Source organism: Pseudomonas saxonica, from assembly GCF_007858365.1.
Lineage (GTDB): Bacteria > Pseudomonadota > Gammaproteobacteria > Pseudomonadales > Pseudomonadaceae > Aquipseudomonas > Aquipseudomonas saxonica.
The window spans coordinates 1-21,955 of sequence record NZ_VFIO01000021.1; the positions used below are offsets into that span (position 1 = coordinate 1).

A 21,955-nucleotide genomic window follows, 5' to 3' on the forward strand; every position below is an offset into this window, starting at 1 on the left:
CTCGACGACTTGCAGTTCATTACGATCGGCTGCCACGAATCGCCGAGGCATGGGTATGGCTGGCTCAGGGAAGAATGCTGCTACGCAGGTTGACTGCTTAGTTTTGTAAACACCCTCTTACGGCGAGGTACTTTTGTCAAACTGCCGAGTGTCGGACCACCACAAAAGTACCCAAAAAGTCCTTGCCCTACCATACGGCCGAGCTCGCCTAGGCTCGCCCGGTGCCTTCTCTCCGGCACTGTTATGGGGGCACGCCGCGACGGGCCATCCTTGGCCCGATCGCGGCTGGCTCGGCGTCCTGTCTCGCCACCCCCATAACAGTACCTGCGTTCAGCCTCCTGTGATGGGCCCCAGTGTCGCTCCCACTGTTTCGGTGGCGGCAGGGGCATTGGTTTAGAAGCAACAAGCAACAAGCAACAAGCCAGGCAGTCCTACACTCCGTAACCACTGTAACAACTACGACTCCCTGCATGACCCGCACGCTGCTCACTTGCGTTAGTCTCAACGGACGATGAGCCCCACCCACAACCTTCCCATACTGCCCCAAGCCAATAAATACAGGCATTGAGGAGCAGGCGCATGATCGACATTCGTGGTTTGAGCTACTTCGTTGCAGAATCCACCGACCCGGTGCAGTGGCAGCGCTATGCCCAAGACGTACTCGGGATGATGGTCAGCGAAGCCCCCGCAGGCGGCATGTACGTCAAAATGGACGAACGCCCCTTTCGCATGCTGGTGGTGCCCGGCGGTGAGTCCCGGTACCTCGCTTCAGGCTGGGAGTTGGCCAGCGAACGGGCCTTCAATGCTGCGATTGAAACCCTCGACCAAGCCGATGTCAGCTGGCGTCTCGGCACTGCCGAACAGTGTGATCAGCGCGGCGTCCAGGCCTTGTTGCACGTCACCGATCCCTCGGGCAACCACCATGAGTTGAGCTGGGGCCATCGCTCTGATTGCCAGCCTTTTATCTCGCCCCAAGGGGTACCGGGCTTTATCACCGGCGACATGGGGCTGGGCCATACCGTGTTACCGGCCCCCAACTTCGATGCCACGCTGGCCTTTGCCAAGGAGGTGCTCGGCTTTGAGTTGTCGGACATTTTCAATTTCCGCCCCGATCCGTCTGCGCCGCCGATCCGCATCCATTTTCTGCATTGCAAAAACAGCCGTCACCACAGCCTGGCGTTGGCCGAATACCCCGTGCCGTCCGGTTGCGTGCATGTGATGGTCGAAGTCGAGTCGATGACCGAAGTCGGGCGCGCGTATGACCGCAGCATCGCTCACAACGTGCCGCAGTCGGCCACGCTGGGCCAGCACCTGAACGACCGCATGACCTCGTTCTATATGAAAACCCCTTCGGGCTTTGATCTGGAATACGGCTATGGCGGCCTGTTGGTCGATTGGCAAGAACACAGCGCCTTTGAATTCACCCGCGTCAGCCTGTGGGGCCACGATTTCTCCGTCGGCCAGCAAAAGTAAGGAATAGCCATGAACAAGCAAATGACAGCGGCCGATGCGGTCGGCCAATTGCGTGACGGCATGACCATCGGTTTTGGCGGTTGGGGGCCACGGCGCAAGCCGATGGCGATTGTCCGCGAAATCCTCCGCTCGGACGTCAAGGACCTCACCGTGGTGGCCTACGGCGGCCCCGAAGTCGGCATGCTTTGCGCCGCCGGCAAGGTCAAGAAGCTGGTGTTCGGTTTTGCCACGCTCGATGCCATTCCGCTGGAAGCGTATTTCCGCAAGGCCCGCGAGGCGGGTGAGCTGGAGCTGATGGAGCTGGACGAGGGGATGTTGCAATGGGGCCTGCGCGCAGCAGGCATGCGGTTGCCGTTTTTACCCACCCGCTGCGGCTTGGCCACTGATGTGACGCGACTCAACCCTGAAATCAAGCTCGTGCAATCACCCTATGACGACGGCGAAGTGCTGCTGGCCATGCCTGCGCTAAACCTGGACATCGCCTTCTTGCACGTCAACGTTGCCGACCGGCTGGGCAATACGCTGGTGACCGGCCCTGATCCGTACTTCGATCATCTGTATGCGCGTGCCGCCAAACAGTGTTTTGTCTCTTGCGAGCGCATTGAAGAACGCTTGAGCCTTGACGCCACCCAAGCGCGTTTCAACACCTTCGAGCGTTATCTGGTCAGCGGCGTGGTGCATGCGCCGTTTGGCGCCCATCCCACCTCATGCCCGTCTGATTACGGCTGGGACATGAGTCACCTCAAGCGCTACAGCGCCAGTGCTGCAGAAGAGGGCGGCTGGGAAGGGTATGTCGCCGAGTTTGTAACGCCGGGCGAAAGTGCCTATCAGGCCAGCAATGGCGGTGCCGACCGGCTGAGCGCGCTGCCGCTGCCGGTGTTTTGAGGAGTATGACGATGACTGCAACCTGTGATTTTTCCCTGGCCGAACTGCTGATCGTGGCCGCCTGCGAGGCCTGGCGCGATAACGGTGAAGTGATTGCCTCGGGTCTGGGCGTGATCCCGCGCCTGGGTGCGAGCCTGGCCAAATTGAGCCATAGCCCTGAACTGTTGATGACCGACAGCGAAGCGTTTTTGGTCGAAGAACCCATTCCGTTGGGGCCGCGTGGGGATTATCAGCCGCGCTATTCGGGTTACCTGTCATTCGAGCGAGTATTTGAATGCGTATGGGGCGGACGCCGTCACGCGATGATCGGCCCGACTCAGGTTGACCGCTGGGGGCAGACCAACCTGTCATGCATCGGCGATTATCAAAAGCCTAAGGTCGCGATGCTCGGGGTGCGCGGCTTGCCGGGCAACAGCATCAACCATATCAACTCGTTCTTCATACCCAACCACAACACTCGAGCGTTTGTCGCCGGTGAAGTGGACATGGTCTCGGGCGTGGGCTTCAAGACAGAGCGTTGGGATGACGGCATGCGCCGCGACCTGATGGACATTCGCCTGATCGTCACCGATCTGTGTGTGATGGACTTCGGCGGCCCGGACCGGGCGGTGCAAGTGCGTTCGCTGCACCCCGGTGTGAGCTTTGAAGAGGTACAGGAGAAAACCGGCTTCCCCTTGCTCAAGGCACCAGACCTCAAACAAACCGTGGCACCGACCCCGGAGCAGTTGGCCCTGATCCGTCGGCTCGATCCCCATGATTACCGCGCCGCCGCGCTCAAGGGCAACCCGCCCGGCATTCGTCAGGCCTGAAGCCAAGGAATTCCTCTTATGAGTAGCGACAGCGATTTTGTGCAGCGCGTTGATGGTGCTGTGTATGAAACCGAAGAGCCGGTGCTGTATGCGGTAGCGGATGGCATCGCCACGCTGACCCTGAACCGGCCCACGGTCAATAACGCTCAGAACTCGCAGATGACCTATGCGCTGGACGATGCCTTTCGCCGCGCCGTCAATGACGACGCGGTCAAAGTCATTGTGTTGTGCGGCAATGGCAAACACTTTTCGGCCGGGCATGACATCGGCACACCCGGGCGCGACATCAATAAATCGTTTGACCGGGCCAGTTTGTGGTGGGATCACACCAACAAACCCGGGGGTGAATACCTCTATGCCCGTGAGCAGGAAGTCTATTTGGGGATGTGCCGACGCTGGCGCGAATTACCCAAGCCGACGATCGCCATGGTGCAGGGGGCCTGTATTGCAGGCGGGCTGATGCTGGCCTGGGTCTGCGATTTGATCGTGGCCAGTGACGATGCCTTTTTTCAGGACCCGGTGGTGCGCATGGGCATTCCGGGGGTGGAGTATTTTGCTCACCCGTATGAGCTCAACCCCAGGATCGCCAAGGAATTCCTGTTCACAGGCGACCGCATGAGTGCCGAGCGTGCTTATCAAATGGGCATGGTTAACCGCCTGTTCAGTCGTGATGAGCTGCATGCCGGCACCTATGCACTGGCGGCGGCCATTGCCAAGCAGCCGCGCATGGGCCTGGCCCTGACCAAACAGGCGATCAATCACGTTGAAGATTTGCAGGGCAAACGCACCGCGATGGATGCTGTATTTGCCTGGCATCATTTTGCCCATAGCCATAACGAGCTGCTTTCCGGTGACAAGCTCGGCGGCTATGACGCCAAGGCGATGATTGAGGCGAACAAGACCGCTGCGGGAGAACGTCGATGAGCGAATATTTGCACACCGCGTTAACCGATGCCCTGGGCTGTCGGTACCCCATCGTACAAACCGCGATGGGCTGGGTGTCGGATGCCAATTTGGTGATCGCCAGCAGCAAGGCCGGCGCCTTTGGCTTTTTGGCCGGCGCGACGATCAATGCAAAGCAACTGGAAGCCGAAATCCAGCGCGTGATCGAGGCCTTGGGCAGCAGTAATTTCGGCCTTAATTTCCATATGTTCCAGGAAAACGCCGCGCAATGTGTGGATCTGGCCATCGAATACCGATTGCGCGCCGTGAGCTATGGCCGCGGCCCGGATCGTCAGACCATTGAGCGCTTTAAAAAAGCCGGGGTGCTGTGTATCCCAACGGTGGGCGCGGTCAAGCATGCAATCAAGGCGGTTGAATTGGGCGCGGACATGATTACCGTGCAGGGCGGTGAGGGCGGCGGGCACACGGGCGGGGTGCCGAGTACGATTTTATTGCCCCAGGTACTGGATGCGGTGCAGGTGCCGGTGATTGCGGCAGGCGGCTACTCCACCGGGCGCGGCCTGGCCGGTGCACTGGCCACCGGCGCTGCGGGTGTGGCGATGGGCACGCGGTTTTTGATGACTAAAGAATCGCCCACGCCTGCGGCGACGCTTGAGCGTTATGTGAAAGTCGCCGACCCGCAAAAAATCCGCGTGACCTTGGCGGTCGACGGCATGCGTCATCGCATGATTGAAAACGCCTTTATTGACCGTCTGGAAAAAGCCGGAGCGTTTGGCCGGCTGCGCATTGCCTTGGGCAGCGCCTGGCATTGGAAACAGCAAACGGGTATGAGCCTGGGGCACATGCTCGGGGTGTTTGCCCAATCAGTGAAAGAAGACCCCGGCGCTTTGTCGCAAACAGTGATGGCGGCTAACCAGCCGGTGTTGCTGCAACGTTCGATGGTGGATGGCGTCCCTGATGAAGGCATTTTGCCCTGCGGGCAAGTGGCGTCCGCGATCGGGGAGTTGAAGAGCTGCCAGCAACTGATTGATGAAATGGTCCTCGAGGCGGAACGTTGCCTGATGGCGATCAATGCACGTTACCAGGCCAAGCGCTGTCAGCCCGCAGTACCCGCAGGCTTCTGAAACGTCTTCAAAGTTTGTAACTGAACTTATCTGGATACAAAACGTGTCCGGACACGCGTCAAAAGTCGGTTTCCAGATCACTACACTTTTTAATCATTGTGCAGCTCAGGAAGCTGACTTATGCCCCAACCCTTGCATCGCCATACTCCGTCTCTGACGTCTTACGACCCGCGCGGATTGACCATTCGCGCGGTGGCCTATCACCGCCGCATAGCCGGCGATGAACCGCAGGCGCGCATCCACCGTCAGGTTTACAGTGCCACAGGCTTGCTTAGCGAACAGTGGGACCCACGGCTCACGGCCCTGCGGGCCAGCGCCGCCAATCAACGTAATCGCTACACGCTGTCGGGGCGTTTGCTGCATACCGACAATGTAGACAGAGGCACGCGCATTCTCTTCTGCGGCGCCGGTGCCGAGTTGCGCTACAGCTGGGATGCCCGTGGCACCCGGCACACTTACCAGTACGATCAGCTCCTGCGCTTAAGCGCGCTGTTTGAACAGGCCGCCGATGACGACAAACCCCGGTGCGTCGAGCGTCTGAGCTATGCCGACAACACCCCCGAAAATGCACGGCATAACCGTTGTGCCCGGTTGCTGCGTCACGATGACCCGGCAGGCACCCTGTGGTCAGAGGATTTTGACTTGCAGGGGCGTGTGACGAGTGAATCGCGCCGGTTTGTCCATGAGGTCTCTGCCTCTGCGGACTGGCCCTTGTCACCTGATCAGCGTGACCTGGCGCTTGATCCCGCTGTGTGGCGCAGTCAGTGGCGCTACGATGCGCTGGGCCAGTTGCTGGAACAGATCGACGCCAAACACAACCGTCAACGTTCGCACTATGCCGTGGACGGTTTGCTGACATCACGAGGGGTGGTCCTCAATAACGGCACGCAACATACCGTTGTGCAGCACCGAACCTACAACGCAAGCGGCAACATTGAGACAGAGCGGGCTGGCAATGAGGTGCTGACAGCACTGACCTACGACCTCAGGGATGAGCGCCTGCTGCAACTCAAGAGCTACCGTGGCGATCAACCTGCTGAAGCCTTGCAAGACCTTTCATATCGTTATGACCACGTCGGCAATGTGCTGAGCATTGGTGATGCGGCGCAACCGGTGCAGTGGACCGATAACACGCGCGTGCAAGCGCTCAGCACGTTTACCTACGACACCCTCTATCAGTTGATTCAGGCCAGCGGGCGAGAAAACGCCGCCAATGTCAGCGGTGCGCCCCAGAGCGGCTTTGTCCGTTTCGGTGCGGCTGACGGCCAGCGCCCCCGTCAGTATCGCCAGTCCTATGCCTACGATGCAGGTGGCAACTTGACCCGACTGCAACACAGGACGAGCCGTGGCTCAGGCTATACGCGACACTTCAACGTATCAGGTCAGAGTAATCACAGTCTTGAGCTCATTGCGGGTCAGGCCCATCCGGGGTTAGGCAGCGGGTTCGACCCAAACGGAAATCTGCACATGCTGGAACCCGGGCAGACGCTGACCTGGAACCTGCGCAACCAACTGCAACGCGTGACTCAGGTCACGCGCGAAGCCGGCACGGATGACGACGAAGTCTATGTGTACGACAGCGCTGGGGCACGAGCGCTGAAAATCACCCGCGCCAACGGCCCACGTCAGCGCCGCCTTCGCGAAGTGTATTACTTGCCGGGGCTGGAAATTCGACGCAACAGCGCGACGGGTGAAGCGTTGAACCTATTGAGGATCGAAGGGGAACTCAACAGTGCGGCGCTTTTGCAATGGGAACAGGGTCGGCCCGAGGGCATCGACAACGAACACCTGCGCTTCAGCCTCTCGGATCATTTGGGCAGCAGCACGTTGGAGCTGGATCAAAAAGCCCGATTACTGAGTCAGGAAAGCTACTACCCCTATGGTGCAACGGCGTGGTGGGCAGGCAAGAATGCACTCGAAGCCAGCTACAAATTCGTCCGTTATTCGGGCAAGGAACGCGATGCCAGCGGCCTTTACTACTATGGCTACCGTTATTACGCACCTTGGCTGGCCCGCTGGATCAGTGCTGACCCGGCCGATGATATAGACGGTCTTAATTTGTATGCCATGACCCGGGCAAACCCGATCAGCAGGGTTGAAAGCCAAGGGTTGCAAAGCACCGACAGTATGGAACGACCGGGTCGACTGGCCATTTTGCACCGCGTGGTCACAGACATGGCCAATCGGGTCAGGCCAAGGGTGCAGGCGTCGAGTGCGGCTGCAATCCGTGATGGCCTTGCCACTTTTATCAGCAATGCCGTCGGGGCAGGTGTGGACATCGCCCTGTTTGAAGGCCGTCAACCGTCACAGGGTTTGAACTCTGCTTTACGCAGTACTGTTGCGGCGCTGGATGCCTTAAGCGTTATGCACATGAGCACCGGGCTGTTTGGCCATGTGACTCGTTGGAGCCCTCTGATCGGCTTTTTTGCTGCCACAGCGGCTAATCGTGGATTCGAGGTGCGCGGTGCCAGTGAAGGTGCTGGCGCTGAAGACGCGTGGGACCCGGTGGCCAGGCTCAGGCTGGCCGGGCATGTGCGAGCCTTTACCCGGGAAGTCTTGCAGCAGATGGTGAGCGGGCTCGGCGAAAGCGTGTCGTGGGGGCAGACCCCGGTGCGTGCCAGAATCCCGCGTACCTTGGCGGCCGCAGGCGCCTATAGCTTGGCCACAGTGCCTAATGCCGTGTTTGGTCAGTATGTGCCGGGGCCACTGATTCCTAATGTCGGGCCGTTGATCGAGGCATACGATGGGGCGGCAGGGACGGCCATTCGTGCGGGGCATGCGACGGCGCGCTTTGACCGCCACGTCAGCACGTTGCAGGTGCCAGGGGCAATGAATACGGCTCATGGGGGGCTGAGCCGGATGTTTAATCAGACCTGGACTTATTGGGCTGGGGTCGGCATCGAGGCGGTTGCGCAGTGGGTCACGGGGCAGCCTGTTGAAGCGCAAAGTGGCAGGGCAAGGGCGTGGGTGGGTGCTGCCAAAGGCGTGGTGTCTGCGTTGACAGAAGTACGCGGGGCGCTGTTGCAAACGGCCAGGGGCGGGTTTGGTAGCCTGTTCAAGCGCTGGCGGACGGTCAAAAGCTGACCCGCCAGACAGTGTGCAGCGCAGTGAATCAAAGTCGCTGCGCCTGCACTTCATTCTGCGCAACCTTGACTATGCTATCGGCACCGCCTGCATGTGCAGGCTGTCAAAGTCGAGGGATGAAAATGATTTCAGAGTGGGAAATGTTGGCGCGTCTGCTACTGGCGGCTGTACTGGGCAGCATGATTGGTCTGCAACGCGAACACTTGTTTTGGACCGCAGGCTTGCGCACGCACATGCTGGTCGCGACCGGCGCGTGCCTGTTCATGATCGTCTCGGCCTTTGGGTTTGAACAGGCATTGACCCAGGCGGGCACACGGCTTGACCCGTCACGGATCGCTGCACAGATTGTCACCGGTATTGGTTTTCTCGGCGCGGGTTCGATCATGATGCGCGGTGAGGTGATCAAGGGCCTGACCACGGCGGCAAGCCTGTGGGCCGTGGCCGCTATCGGCATGACCATCGGGGGCGGTTTGTATGGGCTGGGGGTATCGGCGACGGTGTTGATACTGATCATTTTGATTGCTATCGCGCCGATTGAGCATCGCTACCGCGACTGGATCAAAGTGCATGTCATCAAACTGGTTGCGCCGATTGGCGTATTGAACCGTCAGAGCCTTACGGATTTACTCGGTGAAGAAGCAAACCGGCTCAAGCAGGTGATTGTTGAGCAAGGCCCTGACATGGGTACCGAAACCGTGACGGTTGAGTTCAAAAAGACCAGCCGCCTTGAAACGGTAGAGCTGTTGAAACGCATATTGACCATTCCGGACGTCAGGGAGGAACAAGCGCCGCATTGATGCAGCGGTTCTGATCAACTACAGGTCGGATTCACACAAAAACGGCATCCTTGCATCTGGTCGAATGATCCTCAACGGCCCGCCCAAACAGCGGCTTTTGAAGTTCGATCATCGACCAGGGTAAATGACATGCAGATGCCGAAAACCATACAGATCAAGAACGGCGAAAAAGTCACTCCGACGTTCTCGGCCCAGGAATACGCCAACCGCCAGGCTAAACTGCGTGCGTACATGGCGCAGAACGACATTGATGCCGCCGTGTTTACCTCGTACCACAACCTCAACTATTACAGCGATTTCCTGTACTGCTCATTTGGCCGTAATTACGCGCTGGTGGTCACTCAGGACAGCGCCGTTACCATCACCGCCAATATCGACGGTGGCCAGCCTTGGCGTCGCACCATGGGCACCGACAACATTGTCTACACCGACTGGCAGCGCGATAACTTCTTTGTCGGCATCCAGCAGGCGTTGCCCAAGGCCGGGCGCATCGGGATCGAATACGACCACATCAACCTGCTCAACCGTGACAAGCTCGCCAGCCGTTACCCGCAGGCTGAGTTGGTGGATATTGGTGCGCCGTGCATGCGCATGCGCATGATCAAATCCGCCGAAGAGCACGCGATTATTCGCCATGGTGCACGCATAGCCGACATCGGCGGTGCAGCCATCGTTGAAGCCCTGCGCGATCAGGTGCCGGAATACGAAGTGGCACTGCACGCCACTCAAGCCATGGTGCGCGAGATTGCCCGTACCTTCCCGAACTCTGAGCTGATGGACACCTGGACCTGGTTCCAGTCCGGTATCAACACCGACGGTGCCCACAACCCGGTGACCGCCCGCAAGGTCAACAAGGGCGACATCCTGAGCCTCAACTGTTTCCCGATGATTGCCGGGTACTACACAGCGCTGGAGCGCACCCTGTTTCTGGATCACTGTAGCGACGAGCACCTGCGCCTTTGGGAAGTCAACGTCAAGGTGCATGAGGCCGGGCTCAAACTGATCAAACCCGGCATGCGTTGTTCAGACATTGCCTTGCAACTCAACGAAATCTTCCTTGAACACGATCTGTTGCAATACCGCACTTTTGGCTACGGCCATTCATTTGGCACCTTGAGCCATTACTATGGCCGCGAAGCCGGGCTGGAGCTGCGTGAAGACATCGACACCGTGCTGGAGCCAGGGATGGTGGTGTCCATCGAGCCGATGATCATGATCCCCGAAGGACGGCCAGGGGCGGGCGGTTATCGCGAGCACGACATCCTGATCGTCAATGAACAGGGCGGTGAAAACATCACACATTTCCCGTATGGTCCGCAGCACAACATCATCAAGCGATAACTTCAGCGCAAGGTGCTGGCGCGTTGACCGCGCCTGCCGCCTTCTGCCGTCCAAGACCCACGCATGCGCCCCCAGAGAGCGCAGCGTTTTTGACCCTTTACCCCTGCCAAAAAGAACACAATGAGGGTATTTGTCATGTCCCATGTCCTGACGTTGCTTGGCTTTTTTCCAGCCTCCACTCGCTCCTGTGGAGGTGCTCAATGAGTATTCCCAGCCTGACCTTGCCCCTGACGATAGAACAGCAGAGCGAACGCCTGAGTGAACGCAAAGCCTTGCGCCGCGCAGCCACCGCCAGCTTTATGGGTAACTTTGTCGAGTGGTTCGATTACGCCGCTTACGGTTATCTGGCTACCGTGATTGCATTGACCTTCTTCCCTCAAACGGATGCTGCCACAGGCTTGATGGCCACATTCGCCGTGTTTGCCCTGTCGTTTATCGTGCGCCCGATGGGTGGATTGATCTGGGGCCATTTTGGCGACAAATACGGGCGGCGCAGCGCCTTGTCCTGGTCGATCCTGATCATGACCGTCTCGACCTTTTGCATCGGTATCCTGCCGGGTTACAACCTGATTGGTCTGTGGGCTCCGGCGCTTTTGCTGTTGATCCGAATGGTGCAAGGCTTCTCGGCCTCGGGTGAATACGCTGGTGCTTCGGCGTTTCTGGCCGAATACGCGCCTGATGGTAAACGCGGTTTTTACACCAGTATCGTGCCCGCGAGCACGGCGGCCGGGTTGCTGTTTGGCGCGCTGTTTGTGGCCTGCATGCACGCCTTGATGACCAGCGAAAACCTGCACGACTGGGGCTGGCGCCTGCCGTTTCTGCTGGCTGCGCCCTTCGGCCTGGTGGGGCGATACATCCGCATGAGCTTGCAGGACTCCCCTAAGTTCCTTGAGATGGAAAAACGTCTTGAAGCCAAGGAGTGCGCCACCCACGCCCCGGTTCGTGAGTTGCTCACCGTGCATCGGCGCGCCGTTACCATCGGCATTGGCGTCACTTGCTTGAATGCGGTGGCCTTTTACCTGCTGCTCAGCTACATGCCCACCTACCTGTCGACCGAAATGGGCATGAGTGAGGGTGATTCGTTTATCGCCTCTACTGTGTCATTGGCGACCTACATCGGCCTGATCTTTATGATGGGCAAGCTGTCCGACCGCTATGGTCGCAAGACCATGCTGGTGACGGCTTCTGTGCTGTTTTTGCTGCTGACCTTCCCGCTGTTCGGCATGCTCGGCAACCCGTCGCTGGTTGTCATCTTGATGATCCAGATTGCCTTTGGCGCGATTCTGGCCATGAACGACGGCACCTTGCCGTGTTTTCTGGCCGAGATATTCCCCACGCGCGTGCGGTTCAGCGGCTTTGCCTTCAGCTTCAACGTTGCCAATGCTGTTTTTGGCGGCACCGCGCCGTTTATAGCTACCTGGTTGATCCATATGACCGGCAACAAAATGGCCCCGGCCTGGTATTTGCTGGCCGCCGCAGCCGTCGCGTTGGTCGCCATGCTGGCCAGTCGCGAAACCGCGCATAAAGCCTTGCAGGATTGACTGAGTGGCTGTAGCCGCTGCCGAAGGCTGCGATCGAGCGCTAAGCGGTCGCACAATGGGACACATCGGTGTGTCAGGTTTTACGACGGCCTTGCCGCCGATCGCAGCCTTCGTTCCTCGTCAGCGACAACAACTGCTCCACACCTGCATTGCCTCAATGCAACGCCACCTGTTTACGCTCACCAATCGGCGAAACCCCGAACAACCGGCTGTAGCATTTGGAAAAATGCGCCGCCGACACAAAACCGCAGGCGAGGGCGATGTCACGCACTTGAGATTCGCTGCGCAGCAACAGACTGCGGGCACGGGCCAGACGCAGTTCAAGGTAATACTGGCTCGGCGTACGCTGCAGGTGCTTGTGAAACAGACGCTCAAGCTGACGCACCGACACCTCGTTCAAGCGCGCCAGATCTTCCAGACTGACCGGTTCTTCAAGGTTGGCCTCCATAATGGCCACCACCTGACTGAGCTTGGGTTGTGACGTGCCGAGCTTCTGGCGCAAGGGCACGCGCTGTTGCTCCTGAGCACTGCGCGGGCGATCACACAGCAACAGCTCGGCAGCATGTGCGGCAATCTCCCGGCCGCCGGGTTCACGGGCGATCAATTGCAAGGTCATGTCCATCGACGCGACCCCGCCTGAACAGGTGTAACGGTCGCGGTCCAGTTCAAACAACTGGTTGGAAATAATGATCCCGGGGAAGTGGTCTTTGAGGGTTTCAATATCTTCCCAGTGAATGGTGCAGCGATAACCCTTGAGCAGTCCGGCGCGGGCCAGCCAATAACTGCCGGTGCAAATGCCGCCCAGTGCGACCTGTTCGTGGGCGAGTTTGCGTAACCAGTTAAGGGTAGGGCGGCTGCTGAGGTGTGAAACGATCGGGTTTGAACCCACGATCAATAAAATGTCCAGTTTTGGTGCATCACCCACCGCGTAATCGGGCAGGATGCGCATGCCATTACTGGCGGTGACCGGATTGAGGTCCGGGCCGATGATGACGGTACGAAACATCTCCCGGCGCGCCGCCATATTAGCCATACGCAGGGTCTCGATGGCCGAGGCAAAGCCGATAGTGGTGAAGTTTGGTATCACCAGAAAGCCCACCGTTTTAACGATGGGGTCTTTGTACGATGCCGCTGTAACCGGTGTAGCCATCCTTACAGTCCTCTTTACGGTCCTGGACGCCTCTGGCGTCGGGTTCGCGCAGGATTGGAGTGGCCAGCACCCGCGCGATGGGCCGTAAAGAAGCATTTGTTGTGCCACCGGTCCAAGGCGGCTTATTCAGGTAAATAACGGTCGCTGACATAACCTGAGTAATCGGGCAAAACGCTTTCGATTTTGCCTTGGTCTTTTAAAAATAAAGCCAGTCAATCTTCTCGCCTATCGCTTCTTCGTATCGACCTTCTGCTTGAGCCAGCTTGGTCGGGTCGATGCCCGTGATATAGCCGATGGTCAGATCAGACGCCTGAGCGGCAAGACTGAAACCGGTGATTGAAAGGGCAAAAAACAATGAGCGAACGGACATGGGCTGGACCTTGTTAAAAGAGAGGAAGGCAGTCCGGTGATCCGGTGCAGACGAATCTAAGTGCTTTAAATAAAAGGGGAAATACTGTTTTGGAACTAGCTTAAGCAATCTGCAATGTGCCAGAGACTGGACAGCGCGGAGGAAATCATCGCAGGCTGGCGTCCCAGAAACTGCGCCGTGCGCGACATAATTTCAAAAATGAGTGAGCAACCATGAGCGAGCCACACACCGGACAGACCCCAGCGGTAGCCCGCGAGGCCGATATTTTGATCATTGGCGGGGGGCTGAGCGGCACCCTGTTGGCCATGCAACTGCTGCGTCTGCCGGGTGCCCGGCGCATCGTTGTGGTTGAGCCAAGAGCCGAGTTGGGACGCGGTGAGGCGTACAGTGCCACTGAGCTGGGGCATACCTTGAACGGCAATGCTGCACGCATGAGCATCGAACCGGATGACGCGGATGATCTGACCCGCTGGCTACAGGCACACATTGCTGGCGGTGGTTGGCCCGAGTCAGCTAAACAGTCGGTGCCGGTCGCCGAACTGTTTGCGCCCCGTGGATTGTTTGGGCTGTATGCCCAGCAACGACTGGCCGAGGCACGGGTAATCGGTGAAAGCGCAGGGTCAACGTTGACCCATGTACGCGATGAAGTGATTGACCTGCACACCCATGAGCAGGGCGTTAATGTGACGCTCAAGGCGGGAAGCGAATGGCGAGCGGCATCAGTGGTGTTGGCCACGGGCATGTTTGCAGCAGCGCGTACCGCGCAGCGCCAGTCCAGCGGGCTGAATGCGGCGGCCCTTGACCCGTGGAATGTCGAGGCGCTGCGGGCGCTGCCGGTCGACGCCCGGGTGCTGATCATCGGTTCCGGGCTGACCATGGTCGATGCACTGGAATCGCTGAATCAGGCCGGTCATCGCGGCCCGATTGACGTGTATTCCCGCCACGGCCTGTTGCCTCACGTGCGCCGTCAGCCTCCAGCATGGGAGGACTTTCTGACCTTGGCCCCGCAGCTACGCAGCCCCTTGCACTTGCTACGCGAATTGCGCCGCCAATGTGGTTTGGCGCAAGCGCAGGGCGTTGATTGGCAGGCACCACTGGACACCGTACGCGTACATATCGCCAGGCTCTGGAGTCAGGCCAGTGACACACAGCGCCGTCAGTTCGTGCGCCATGTGCGGCCCTGGTGGGAGAGCCATCATCACCGTTCACCGCCTCAAGGGGATGCGCTACTGCAGCGACTGCTCAAGGAAGGGCGGCTGACCATTCGTGCAGCGTCCTTGCAAGCCGTCGACAGCAGCGGCGCCCAGCCGCGTATTCGTCTGCGTCCCCGTGGCGAGGCGCAAACCCTGTGGGTGCAAGGCGACGGGTTGATCAACTCCACCGGCATCGAGTACGACTGGCGCCGGGTGGACAAGCCGTTGCCCCGGCAATTGTTACAACGCGGGCTGATCCAGCCCGGGAACCTGGGGTTAGGGATTGCTGCGAACCCCGATGGCGCGGTACTGAACGCCGAGGGCGTGCCAGCTCAGCGACTGTTTGCCATGGGCCCACCGTTACGCGGCCAGTGGTGGGAAAGCACCGCCGTGACCGATGTTGCGTCACAGGCCAAAGCGCTGGCACAGCGGTTAAAAACCTTGCGAAATAACCCGTAGCAGTTGCCGAAGGCTACGTCCGGCGACGTAGTCGTCGTAAACCAGGGAGGTTAGTTTTAACTGAAACACCAAGAGCCCCAAAATACGACGGCTACGCCGCCGATCGTAGCCTCGCATTACTCGTCAGCTGCTACGAGATTCTCGCAGTTGATTAGCCCCCGCAGTAATCGGATAGCGATCCGCAGTAAACGGATAGTTGCTTCCCTGTTCATTCCTTACGCTGACGTTGCCTGAATAATAACAACGGAGGCCCTGGCCATGTCCCTGGGAATCGACTACTTGAATGCCATGCTTGAGGAAGACAAGGAGAAGGGCGTCCACCGCTGCAAGCGGGAGATGTTCACCGATCCGCGTCTTTTTGAACTCGAAATGACCCATATTTTCGAGGGTAACTGGATCTATCTCGCACACGAGAGTCAGCTCCCCAACGTCAATGATTTTTTGACCACCACCATGGGCCGTCAGCCCATCTTTATCGCGCGCAACAAGGCCGGTGAACTCAACGCGTTTCTCAACGCCTGTAGCCACCGCGGCGCCATGATCTGCCGCCACAAGACCGGCAACCGCGCAAGCTATACCTGCCCGTTCCACGGCTGGACCTTCAACAACAGCGGCAAACTGCTCAAGGTCAAAGACCCGAGCGAGGCCGGCTACCCCGAAGGTTTCAACTGTGAAGGCTCCCACGACCTGACTAAAGTGGCGCGCTTCGAGTCCTATCGCGGCTTTTTGTTCGGTAGCCTCAACCCCGACGTCAGCTCGCTGGCTGAACACCTGGGCGAGTCGGCCAAGATCATCGACATGATCGTTGACCAATCCCCTGAAGGGCTGGAAGTGCTGCGCGGTTCAAGCTCGTATGTCTACGAAGGCAACTGGAAACTTACCGCCGAAAACGGTGCTGATGGCTATCACGTCAGTTCCGTGCACTGGAATTACGCCGCCACGCAAAACCAGCGCACCCTGCGCGAAGCCGGCGAAGAAATCAAAACCATGAGCGCTGGTAGCTGGGCCAAAAGTGGCGGTGGTTTCTACTCGTTTGACAATGGTCACCTGCTGCTCTGGACGCGCTGGGCCAACCCGCAAGACCGCCCGGCCTACGAGCGCCGTGATGAACTGGCGCGCGACTTCGGCAAGGCCCGCGCCGACTGGATGATCGAGAACTCACGCAACCTGTGCCTGTACCCCAACGTCTACCTGATGGACCAGTTCAGCTCGCAGATACGCATCGCCCGGCCGATCTCGGTTAACAAAACCGAAATCACCATTTACTGCATTGCCCCCAAAGGCGAGAGCAGTGAAGCGCGGACCAAGCGAATTCGCCAATACGAAGACTTCTTCAACGTCAGCGGCATGGCCACCCCGGACGATCTCGAAGAGTTCCGCTCGTGCCAGACCGGTTATGGCGCTGGCCGTGGCTGGAACGACATGTCACGCGGCGCAGAACACTGGATCGAAGGCGCCGATGCGGCCGCTGAAGAAATCGACCTGAAACCGCTGCTCTCCGGCGTGCGCACTGAAGACGAAGGGCTGTTTGTGCTGCAACACAAGTATTGGCAGGAGACCATGCTCAAAGCCGTGGCCGCCGAGCCGACCCTGATCCCTGTGGAGGCCGTGTGATGACCGACACTTACAGCATCGTGCGGGACTTTCTGTACCGCGAAGCGCGCCATCTGGATGACGGGCAATGGGATCAATGGCTGGAACTGTACAGCGCCGACGCCAGCTTCTGGATGCCCGCCTGGGATGACAACGACACCCTGACCGAAGACCCGCAAAGTGAAATCTCGCTGATCTGGTACGGCAACCGGGGCGGCCTTGAAGACCGCGTGTTCCGTATCAAGACCGAGCGCTCCAGCGCCACCATGCCCGACACTCGCACCTCGCATAATTTAAGCAACATCGAGATCGTCGAGCAGACCGAAGGGCTGTGCCATGTGCGTTTCAATTGGCACACCCTGAGCTTTCGCTACAAGACCACTGACAGCTACTTCGGCACCAGCTTCTACACCCTCGACATGCGTGGCTCGCAGCCACTGATCAAGGCCAAGAAAGTGGTGCTCAAAAACGACTACGTGCGTCAAGTCATCGACATCTATCACATCTGACCAACGCGCGGCGAGTGACGCTGGGCGCCTGCGGGCGCTGCGGGCTTGGCCGTGCGTGCGAGGTACATCATGAGTTTTCAGATCGCACTCAATTTTGAAGACGGGGTCACCCGTTTTATCGAAGCCACTGGCCAGGAAACCGTCGCCGACGCGGCGTACCGCCAAGGTATCAATATACCGCTGGACTGCCGTGATGGTGCTTGCGGCACCTGCAAATGCTTCGCTGAGGCCGGGCAATATGACCTGGGCGATGAATTTATCGAAGATGCCCTCAGCGATGACGAAGTGCAGCAGGGCTACGTCCTGACCTGCCAGATGCGCGCCGCCAGCGATTGCGTGTTGCGTGTGCCAGCCTCATCGGCGCTGTGCAAAACCCAACAGGCCAGCTTCGAAGCCACCATCAGCGACTTGCGCCAACTTTCCGAAAGCACCATCGCGCTGTCAATCAAGGGCGAGTCCCTGAGCCGTCTGGCGTTCTTGCCCGGTCAGTACGTCAACCTGCACGTGCCGGGCAGCGAGCAGACCCGCGCTTACTCCTTCAGCACCCTGCAAAAAGAGGGCGAAGTCAGCTTCTTGATCCGCAACGTACCGGGCGGGTTGATGAGCAGCTTTCTGACGGGCCTGGCCAAAACAGGCGACAGCATGACCCTTGCCGGGCCGCTGGGAAGTTTCTACTTGCGTGCGATACAGCGCCCGCTCTTGCTGCTGGCGGGCGGCACCGGCCTGGCTCCGTTTACCGCCATGCTCGAAAAAATCGCCGAACAAGGCAGCGAACACCCGGTGCACCTGATTTACGGGGTGACCAACGACCTGGATTTGGTCGAACTCGATCGCCTGCAAGCCCTGAGTGCGCGTATCGCCAACTTCAGCTTCAGCGCCTGCGTGGCCAACCCGCAAAGCCAACACCCGCTCAAGGGCTATGTGACCCAGCATATCGAGCCTCAGCACCTCAATGAGGGCGATGTCGACGTCTACCTGTGCGGCCCGCCGCCGATGGTTGAAGCCGTCAGCCAGTACATCCGCGAGCAAGGCATCACGCCTGCCAACTTCTACTACGAGAAATTCGCGGCTGCCGCGGCCTGATCCCTGATTAAGCGAGGTTGTAATGAACCGATTCGACAACAAAGTCGCGCTGGTCACCGGCGCCGCTCAAGGCATCGGCCGCCGTGTCTGCGAGCGCCTGTTGGGGGAGGGCGCACAGGTGATTGCGGTCGACCGCTCTGAACTGGTGCATGAATTGAAAGGGCCGGGCGTGCTGACCTTGACAGCAGACCTGGAGCTTTACGCTGACTGCGCCCGCGTCATGGCCTCGGCGGTGTCCACCTTTGGCCGTCTCGACATCCTGATCAACAACGTCGGCGGCACAATTTGGGCCAAGCCGTTTGAGCATTATCAGGTCGAAGAAATCGAAGCTGAAGTGCGTCGCTCGCTGTTCCCGACCCTGTGGTGCTGCCACGCGGCGTTGCCCTACATGCTCGATCAGGGCCAGGGCGCCATTGTGAATGTTTCTTCAATCGCTACCCGCAGCGTCAACCGCGTACCGTACGGCGCGGCCAAGGGTGGCGTGAATGCCCTGACCGCGTGCCTGGCGTTCGAGAACGCCGAGCGCGGGATTCGCGTCAACGCCACCGCACCGGGCGGCACGCAAGCACCGCCGCGACGCATCCCGCGCAATGGCGCCGAGCAAAGCACGGACGAAGCCACCTGGTATCAGCAAATTGTCGACCAGACCTTGGACAGCAGCCTGATGAAACGCTACGGCACTCTGGACGAACAAGTCGGTGCGATTCTGTTTCTGGCCAGCGACGACGCTTCCTATATCACCGGCGTGACCCTGCCTGTGGGCGGCGGCGACCTCGGCTGAGCCGTACAAAAAATCACTGGAGAACACGCCATGACCCACGCCCTGATTGAAAGCCTGACCACGATCATCGTCGACTTGCCTACCATCCGCCCGCACAAGCTGGCGATGCACACCATGCAAAAACAGACCTTGGTGATTTTGCGCCTGCGCTGCAGTGACGGCATCGAAGGCATCGGTGAAGCCACCACCATTGGCGGGCTTGCCTACGGCTATGAAAGCCCGGAAAGCATCAAGGCCAACATCGACGCACACCTGGCGCCGATGCTGGTGGGCATGGCTGCGGATAACATCAACGCGGCCATGCAGACACTCGACAAAATTGCCAAGGGCAATACCTTCGCCAAATCCGGTATCGAAAGCGCACTGCTCGACGCCCAAGGCAAACGACTCGGCTTGCCAGTCAGCGAACTGTTGGGCGGGCGCGTGCGTGACAGTCTGGAAGTGGCCTGGACCCTGGCCAGCGGCGACACCGCCCGCGACATCGCCGAAGCCGAACAGATGCTTGACGTGCGCCGTCACCGTATCTTCAAACTGAAAATCGGTGCCAACCCGCTGGAGCAAGACCTCAAGCACGTGATCGCGATCAAAAAGGCCCTGGGTGACCGTGCCAGCGTGCGCGTTGACGTCAACCAGTATTGGGACGAGTCCCAAGCCATCCGTGGCTGTCAGGTCTTGGGCGACAACGGCATAGACCTTATTGAGCAACCGATCTCACGGGTTAACCGCTCGGGGCAAGTGCGCCTGAACCAACGCAGCCCGGCGCCGATCATGGCTGACGAATCCATCGAAAGCGTTGAAGACGCGTTCAGTTTGGCCGCCGACGGCGCAGCCAGTGTATTTGCCCTCAAAATCGCCAAAAACGGCGGCCCGCGTGCCGTACTGCGCACCGCACACATCGCCGAAGCAGCGGGCATCGCCTTGTACGGCGGCACCATGCTTGAAGGTTCGGTCGGCACTTTGGCGTCGGCCCATGCCTTTCTGACCCTTAAGCAACTGACCTGGGGCACCGAGCTGTTCGGCCCGTTGCTGCTGACCGCCGACATCATCACCGAGGCGCCGCAGTACCGTGATTTTGAACTGCACATCCCGCGCACACCGGGCCTTGGCCTGTGCATCGACGAAGAACGCCTGACGCACTATCGCCGCCACTGATCCCACTCGCCATTGACCCTCAAGGAGACCCGCATGCTCTTCCACGTAAAAATGACCGTCAACCTGCCGATTGACATGGACCCGACCAAAGCCGCGGCCCTCAAGGCCGACGAAAAAGAACTGGCCCAGCGCCTGCAACGCGAAGGCACCTGGCGCCACCTGTGGCGTATCGCAGGGCATTACGCCAACTACAGCGTATTCGACGTCGCCAGCGTCGAAGCCCTGCACGACACCCTGATGCAACTGCCGTTATTCCCCTACATGGACATCGAGATCAACGGGCTGTGCCGTCACCCATCCTCGGTCCACAGCGACGACCGGTAAAACGAACAGTTCCTTGCATAAAAACAAGATGAGGTGAACAGCATGACCGTGAAAATTTCCCACACCGATGCCATCCAGAGCTTCTTCAAAGAAGCCGCCGGCTTTGCCAATGACAGCGGCAGCACGCGCCTGAAAACCATCGTGTTGCGCGTATTGCAAGACACCGCAAAAATCATCGAAGACCTCGACATCAGTGAAAACGAGTTCTGGAAAACGGTGGACTACCTCAACCGTCTGGGCAGTCGATCAGAAGCGGGCTTACTGGTGGCGGGGCTGGGCATCGAACACTTCCTCGACCTCTTGCAGGACGCCAAAGACCAGCAGATCGGCTTGACCGGCGGCACCCCGCGCACCATCGAAGGCCCGCTGTACGTAGCTGGCGCACCGCTGAGCGCAGGCGAAGCGCGCATGGACGACGGCAGCGAAGACGGCGTCGGTACGGTCATGTTCCTAGAGGGGCAAGTGTTCGACAGCCATGGCCAACCCCTGCCTGGGGCCACCGTCGACCTGTGGCAAGCCAACACCCGAGGCACTTACTCCTTCTTTGATCCAAGCCAGAGCGATTACAACCTGCGCCGCCGCATCATCACCGACGCGCAAGGTCGATACCGTGCGCGCAGCATCGTGCCCTCCGGCTATGGCTGTGACCCTCAAGGCCCGACCCAAGAATGCCTGGACCAACTCGGCCGTCACGGCCAGCGCCCGGCCCACGTTCACTTCTTTATCAGCGCGCCGGGGCAGCGCCACCTCACCACCCAAATTAACCTGTCGGGCGAGAAATACCTGTGGGACGACTTCGCCTACGCCACCCGTGATGGCTTGGTGGGCGAAGTCATCTTCCGCGAAGACGGTGCACGAGGAATAGAAGGGCGCTATGCCGAAATGAAATTCGACTTTCAACTGCAACAGGCGGCGGACAGTGCGGCAGAGAACAGAAGCGACCGGCCGCGGGCGATGCAGGTGTAAAGCGTGACACACGGAGGCGCCTGAAACCTTAAGACTCAGCGCATAACTTCGTAGCAGCTGACGAGCTCCGCGAGGCTGCGATCGGCGGCGCAGCCGTCGTAAACCAGTCAACCCGATACATCAAGCACCCCCGGATTGTCGTGGTTGAGTGTACTGCGACGATTGCATCGTCGAACGTAGCCTCGCACCACTCGTCAACTGCTACGGGCGGACAAAATCCCTGTAGCCGCTGCCGAAGGCTGCGATCGGCGGCGCAGCCGTCGTAAAACCATTCATGGCGGTACATCAGGGGTAACCGATCCATGAACCCCACCTACCGCAAGGTGGAAGCCAAGGTTACCGTGGCATCTCCGGCGAACAGTTCCATGGCAGCAGCGCTTCGTAGTCTGCTACTGACGACGCATGGGGCAGTCGCTCA

The 21,955-nt window shown here is 59.3% G+C and carries 18 protein-coding genes and 1 pseudogene; 17 read left to right on the top strand and 2 right to left on the bottom strand.

All coding sequences use genetic code 11. The features are described 5' to 3' along the window. Positions 1-579: 579 nt before the first annotated feature. The 9 genes from FJD38_RS24015 to FJD38_RS24055 all read left to right on the top strand — a co-directional run bounded on the left by FJD38_RS24015 (position 580) and on the right by FJD38_RS24055 (position 11,957). A complete protein-coding gene (locus FJD38_RS24015; protein ID WP_122786532.1) occupies positions 580-1,473 on the top strand; it encodes a VOC family protein in 894 nt (297 codons plus the stop codon). 9 nt (positions 1,474-1,482) lie between these two features. Beyond that, the gene (locus FJD38_RS24020; RefSeq protein ID WP_122786533.1) at positions 1,483-2,358 is read left to right on the top strand and encodes a CoA transferase subunit A; all 876 of its coding nucleotides are present in this window, start codon (positions 1,483-1,485) and stop codon (positions 2,356-2,358) included. An 11-nt stretch (positions 2,359-2,369) separates the two neighbouring features. Next, on the top strand, positions 2,370-3,167 hold the full coding sequence (locus FJD38_RS24025) for a CoA-transferase subunit beta (RefSeq protein WP_122786534.1): 798 nt from the start codon (positions 2,370-2,372) through the stop codon (positions 3,165-3,167). Between the two features lie 18 nt (positions 3,168-3,185). Next, positions 3,186-4,091: an enoyl-CoA hydratase gene (locus FJD38_RS24030; protein WP_122786535.1), complete on the top strand. Its 906-nt coding sequence runs from the start codon at positions 3,186-3,188 to the stop codon at positions 4,089-4,091. Further along, a complete protein-coding gene (locus FJD38_RS24035) occupies positions 4,088-5,194 on the top strand; it encodes an NAD(P)H-dependent flavin oxidoreductase (RefSeq protein ID WP_146387989.1) in 1,107 nt (368 codons plus the stop codon). Before FJD38_RS24030 ends, FJD38_RS24035 begins: the two co-directional genes overlap by 4 nt. A gap of 120 nt (positions 5,195-5,314) precedes the next feature. Next, a complete protein-coding gene (locus tag FJD38_RS24040) occupies positions 5,315-8,278 on the top strand; it encodes an RHS repeat domain-containing protein (protein ID WP_146387991.1) in 2,964 nt (987 codons plus the stop codon). Between the two features lie 116 nt (positions 8,279-8,394). Next, positions 8,395-9,075: an MgtC/SapB family protein gene (locus FJD38_RS24045; RefSeq protein ID WP_240892444.1), complete on the top strand. Its 681-nt coding sequence runs from the start codon at positions 8,395-8,397 to the stop codon at positions 9,073-9,075. Between the two features lie 129 nt (positions 9,076-9,204). Then, complete coding sequence (locus FJD38_RS24050; protein WP_146387993.1) at positions 9,205-10,416, top strand: M24 family metallopeptidase; 1,212 nt, start codon at positions 9,205-9,207, stop codon at positions 10,414-10,416. 200 nt (positions 10,417-10,616) lie between these two features. Then, on the top strand, positions 10,617-11,957 hold the full coding sequence (locus tag FJD38_RS24055; RefSeq protein WP_146387995.1) for an MFS transporter: 1,341 nt from the start codon (positions 10,617-10,619) through the stop codon (positions 11,955-11,957). 154 nt (positions 11,958-12,111) lie between these two features. On the opposite strand, the gene FJD38_RS24060 is transcribed toward FJD38_RS24055, so the two are convergent. Both FJD38_RS24060 and tauA read right to left on the bottom strand, forming a co-directional pair. Beyond that, positions 12,112-13,107 (bottom strand): GlxA family transcriptional regulator, encoded by a 996-nt coding sequence (locus FJD38_RS24060; protein ID WP_146387997.1) that lies wholly within the window; start codon positions 13,105-13,107, stop codon positions 12,112-12,114. 199 nt (positions 13,108-13,306) lie between these two features. Continuing rightward, positions 13,307-13,477: pseudogene (gene tauA, locus FJD38_RS24065) on the bottom strand (taurine ABC transporter substrate-binding protein); the annotation flags it as partial. 212 nt (positions 13,478-13,689) lie between these two features. Between tauA and FJD38_RS24070 the strand changes: the two are divergent. The 8 genes from FJD38_RS24070 (at position 13,690) to catA (ending at position 21,537) form a co-directional block, all read left to right on the top strand. Beyond that, positions 13,690-15,129, top strand: a complete 1,440-nt coding sequence (locus tag FJD38_RS24070) for an FAD/NAD(P)-binding protein (RefSeq protein ID WP_146387999.1) — start codon at positions 13,690-13,692, stop codon at positions 15,127-15,129. Between the two features lie 258 nt (positions 15,130-15,387). Next, positions 15,388-16,743, top strand: a complete 1,356-nt coding sequence (gene benA, locus FJD38_RS24075) for a benzoate 1,2-dioxygenase large subunit (protein WP_122786542.1) — start codon at positions 15,388-15,390, stop codon at positions 16,741-16,743. Continuing rightward, on the top strand, positions 16,743-17,231 hold the full coding sequence (gene benB, locus FJD38_RS24080) for a benzoate 1,2-dioxygenase small subunit (RefSeq protein WP_122786543.1): 489 nt from the start codon (positions 16,743-16,745) through the stop codon (positions 17,229-17,231). Before benA ends, benB begins: the two co-directional genes overlap by 1 nt. Before the next feature lie 69 nt (positions 17,232-17,300). Further along, positions 17,301-18,314, top strand: coding sequence for a benzoate 1,2-dioxygenase electron transfer component BenC (gene benC, locus FJD38_RS24085; protein ID WP_146388001.1), 1,014 nt, complete (start codon positions 17,301-17,303; stop codon positions 18,312-18,314). A 22-nt stretch (positions 18,315-18,336) separates the two neighbouring features. Beyond that, positions 18,337-19,095 (top strand): 1,6-dihydroxycyclohexa-2,4-diene-1-carboxylate dehydrogenase, encoded by a 759-nt coding sequence (locus tag FJD38_RS24090; RefSeq protein ID WP_146388003.1) that lies wholly within the window; start codon positions 18,337-18,339, stop codon positions 19,093-19,095. Between the two features lie 30 nt (positions 19,096-19,125). Then, positions 19,126-20,247 (top strand): muconate cycloisomerase family protein, encoded by a 1,122-nt coding sequence (locus FJD38_RS24095; RefSeq protein ID WP_146388005.1) that lies wholly within the window; start codon positions 19,126-19,128, stop codon positions 20,245-20,247. Positions 20,248-20,280: 33 nt separating this feature from the next. After that, the gene (gene catC / locus FJD38_RS24100; protein WP_122786547.1) at positions 20,281-20,571 is read left to right on the top strand and encodes a muconolactone Delta-isomerase; all 291 of its coding nucleotides are present in this window, start codon (positions 20,281-20,283) and stop codon (positions 20,569-20,571) included. 42 nt (positions 20,572-20,613) lie between these two features. Further along, the gene (catA, locus tag FJD38_RS24105; RefSeq protein WP_122786548.1) at positions 20,614-21,537 is read left to right on the top strand and encodes a catechol 1,2-dioxygenase; all 924 of its coding nucleotides are present in this window, start codon (positions 20,614-20,616) and stop codon (positions 21,535-21,537) included. The last annotated feature ends 418 nt before the right edge of the window (positions 21,538-21,955 follow it).

Excerpts from the sequence above, each read along its gene's own strand:
- FJD38_RS24045 (WP_240892444.1), top strand. The coding sequence starts at position 8,395 with ATGAAAATGATTTCAGAGTGGGAAATGTTGGCGCGTCTGCTACTGGCG.
- catC (WP_122786547.1), top strand. The coding sequence starts at position 20,281 with ATGCTCTTCCACGTAAAAATGACCGTCAACCTGCCGATTGACATGGAC.
- catA (WP_122786548.1), top strand. The coding sequence starts at position 20,614 with ATGACCGTGAAAATTTCCCACACCGATGCCATCCAGAGCTTCTTCAAA.
- FJD38_RS24030 (WP_122786535.1), top strand. The coding sequence starts at position 3,186 with ATGAGTAGCGACAGCGATTTTGTGCAGCGCGTTGATGGTGCTGTGTAT.
- benB (WP_122786543.1), top strand. The coding sequence starts at position 16,743 with ATGACCGACACTTACAGCATCGTGCGGGACTTTCTGTACCGCGAAGCG.
- FJD38_RS24095 (WP_146388005.1), top strand. The coding sequence starts at position 19,126 with ATGACCCACGCCCTGATTGAAAGCCTGACCACGATCATCGTCGACTTG.
- FJD38_RS24035 (WP_146387989.1), top strand. The coding sequence starts at position 4,088 with ATGAGCGAATATTTGCACACCGCGTTAACCGATGCCCTGGGCTGTCGG.
- FJD38_RS24040 (WP_146387991.1), top strand. The coding sequence starts at position 5,315 with ATGCCCCAACCCTTGCATCGCCATACTCCGTCTCTGACGTCTTACGAC.
- FJD38_RS24025 (WP_122786534.1), top strand. The coding sequence starts at position 2,370 with ATGACTGCAACCTGTGATTTTTCCCTGGCCGAACTGCTGATCGTGGCC.
- benC (WP_146388001.1), top strand. The coding sequence starts at position 17,301 with ATGAGTTTTCAGATCGCACTCAATTTTGAAGACGGGGTCACCCGTTTT.
- FJD38_RS24090 (WP_146388003.1), top strand. The coding sequence starts at position 18,337 with ATGAACCGATTCGACAACAAAGTCGCGCTGGTCACCGGCGCCGCTCAA.
- FJD38_RS24050 (WP_146387993.1), top strand. The coding sequence starts at position 9,205 with ATGCAGATGCCGAAAACCATACAGATCAAGAACGGCGAAAAAGTCACT.
- FJD38_RS24070 (WP_146387999.1), top strand. The coding sequence starts at position 13,690 with ATGAGCGAGCCACACACCGGACAGACCCCAGCGGTAGCCCGCGAGGCC.
- FJD38_RS24020 (WP_122786533.1), top strand. The coding sequence starts at position 1,483 with ATGAACAAGCAAATGACAGCGGCCGATGCGGTCGGCCAATTGCGTGAC.
- FJD38_RS24055 (WP_146387995.1), top strand. The coding sequence starts at position 10,617 with ATGAGTATTCCCAGCCTGACCTTGCCCCTGACGATAGAACAGCAGAGC.
- FJD38_RS24015 (WP_122786532.1), top strand. The coding sequence starts at position 580 with ATGATCGACATTCGTGGTTTGAGCTACTTCGTTGCAGAATCCACCGAC.
- benA (WP_122786542.1), top strand. The coding sequence starts at position 15,388 with ATGTCCCTGGGAATCGACTACTTGAATGCCATGCTTGAGGAAGACAAG.
- FJD38_RS24060 (WP_146387997.1), bottom strand. The coding sequence starts at position 13,107 with ATGGCTACACCGGTTACAGCGGCATCGTACAAAGACCCCATCGTTAAA.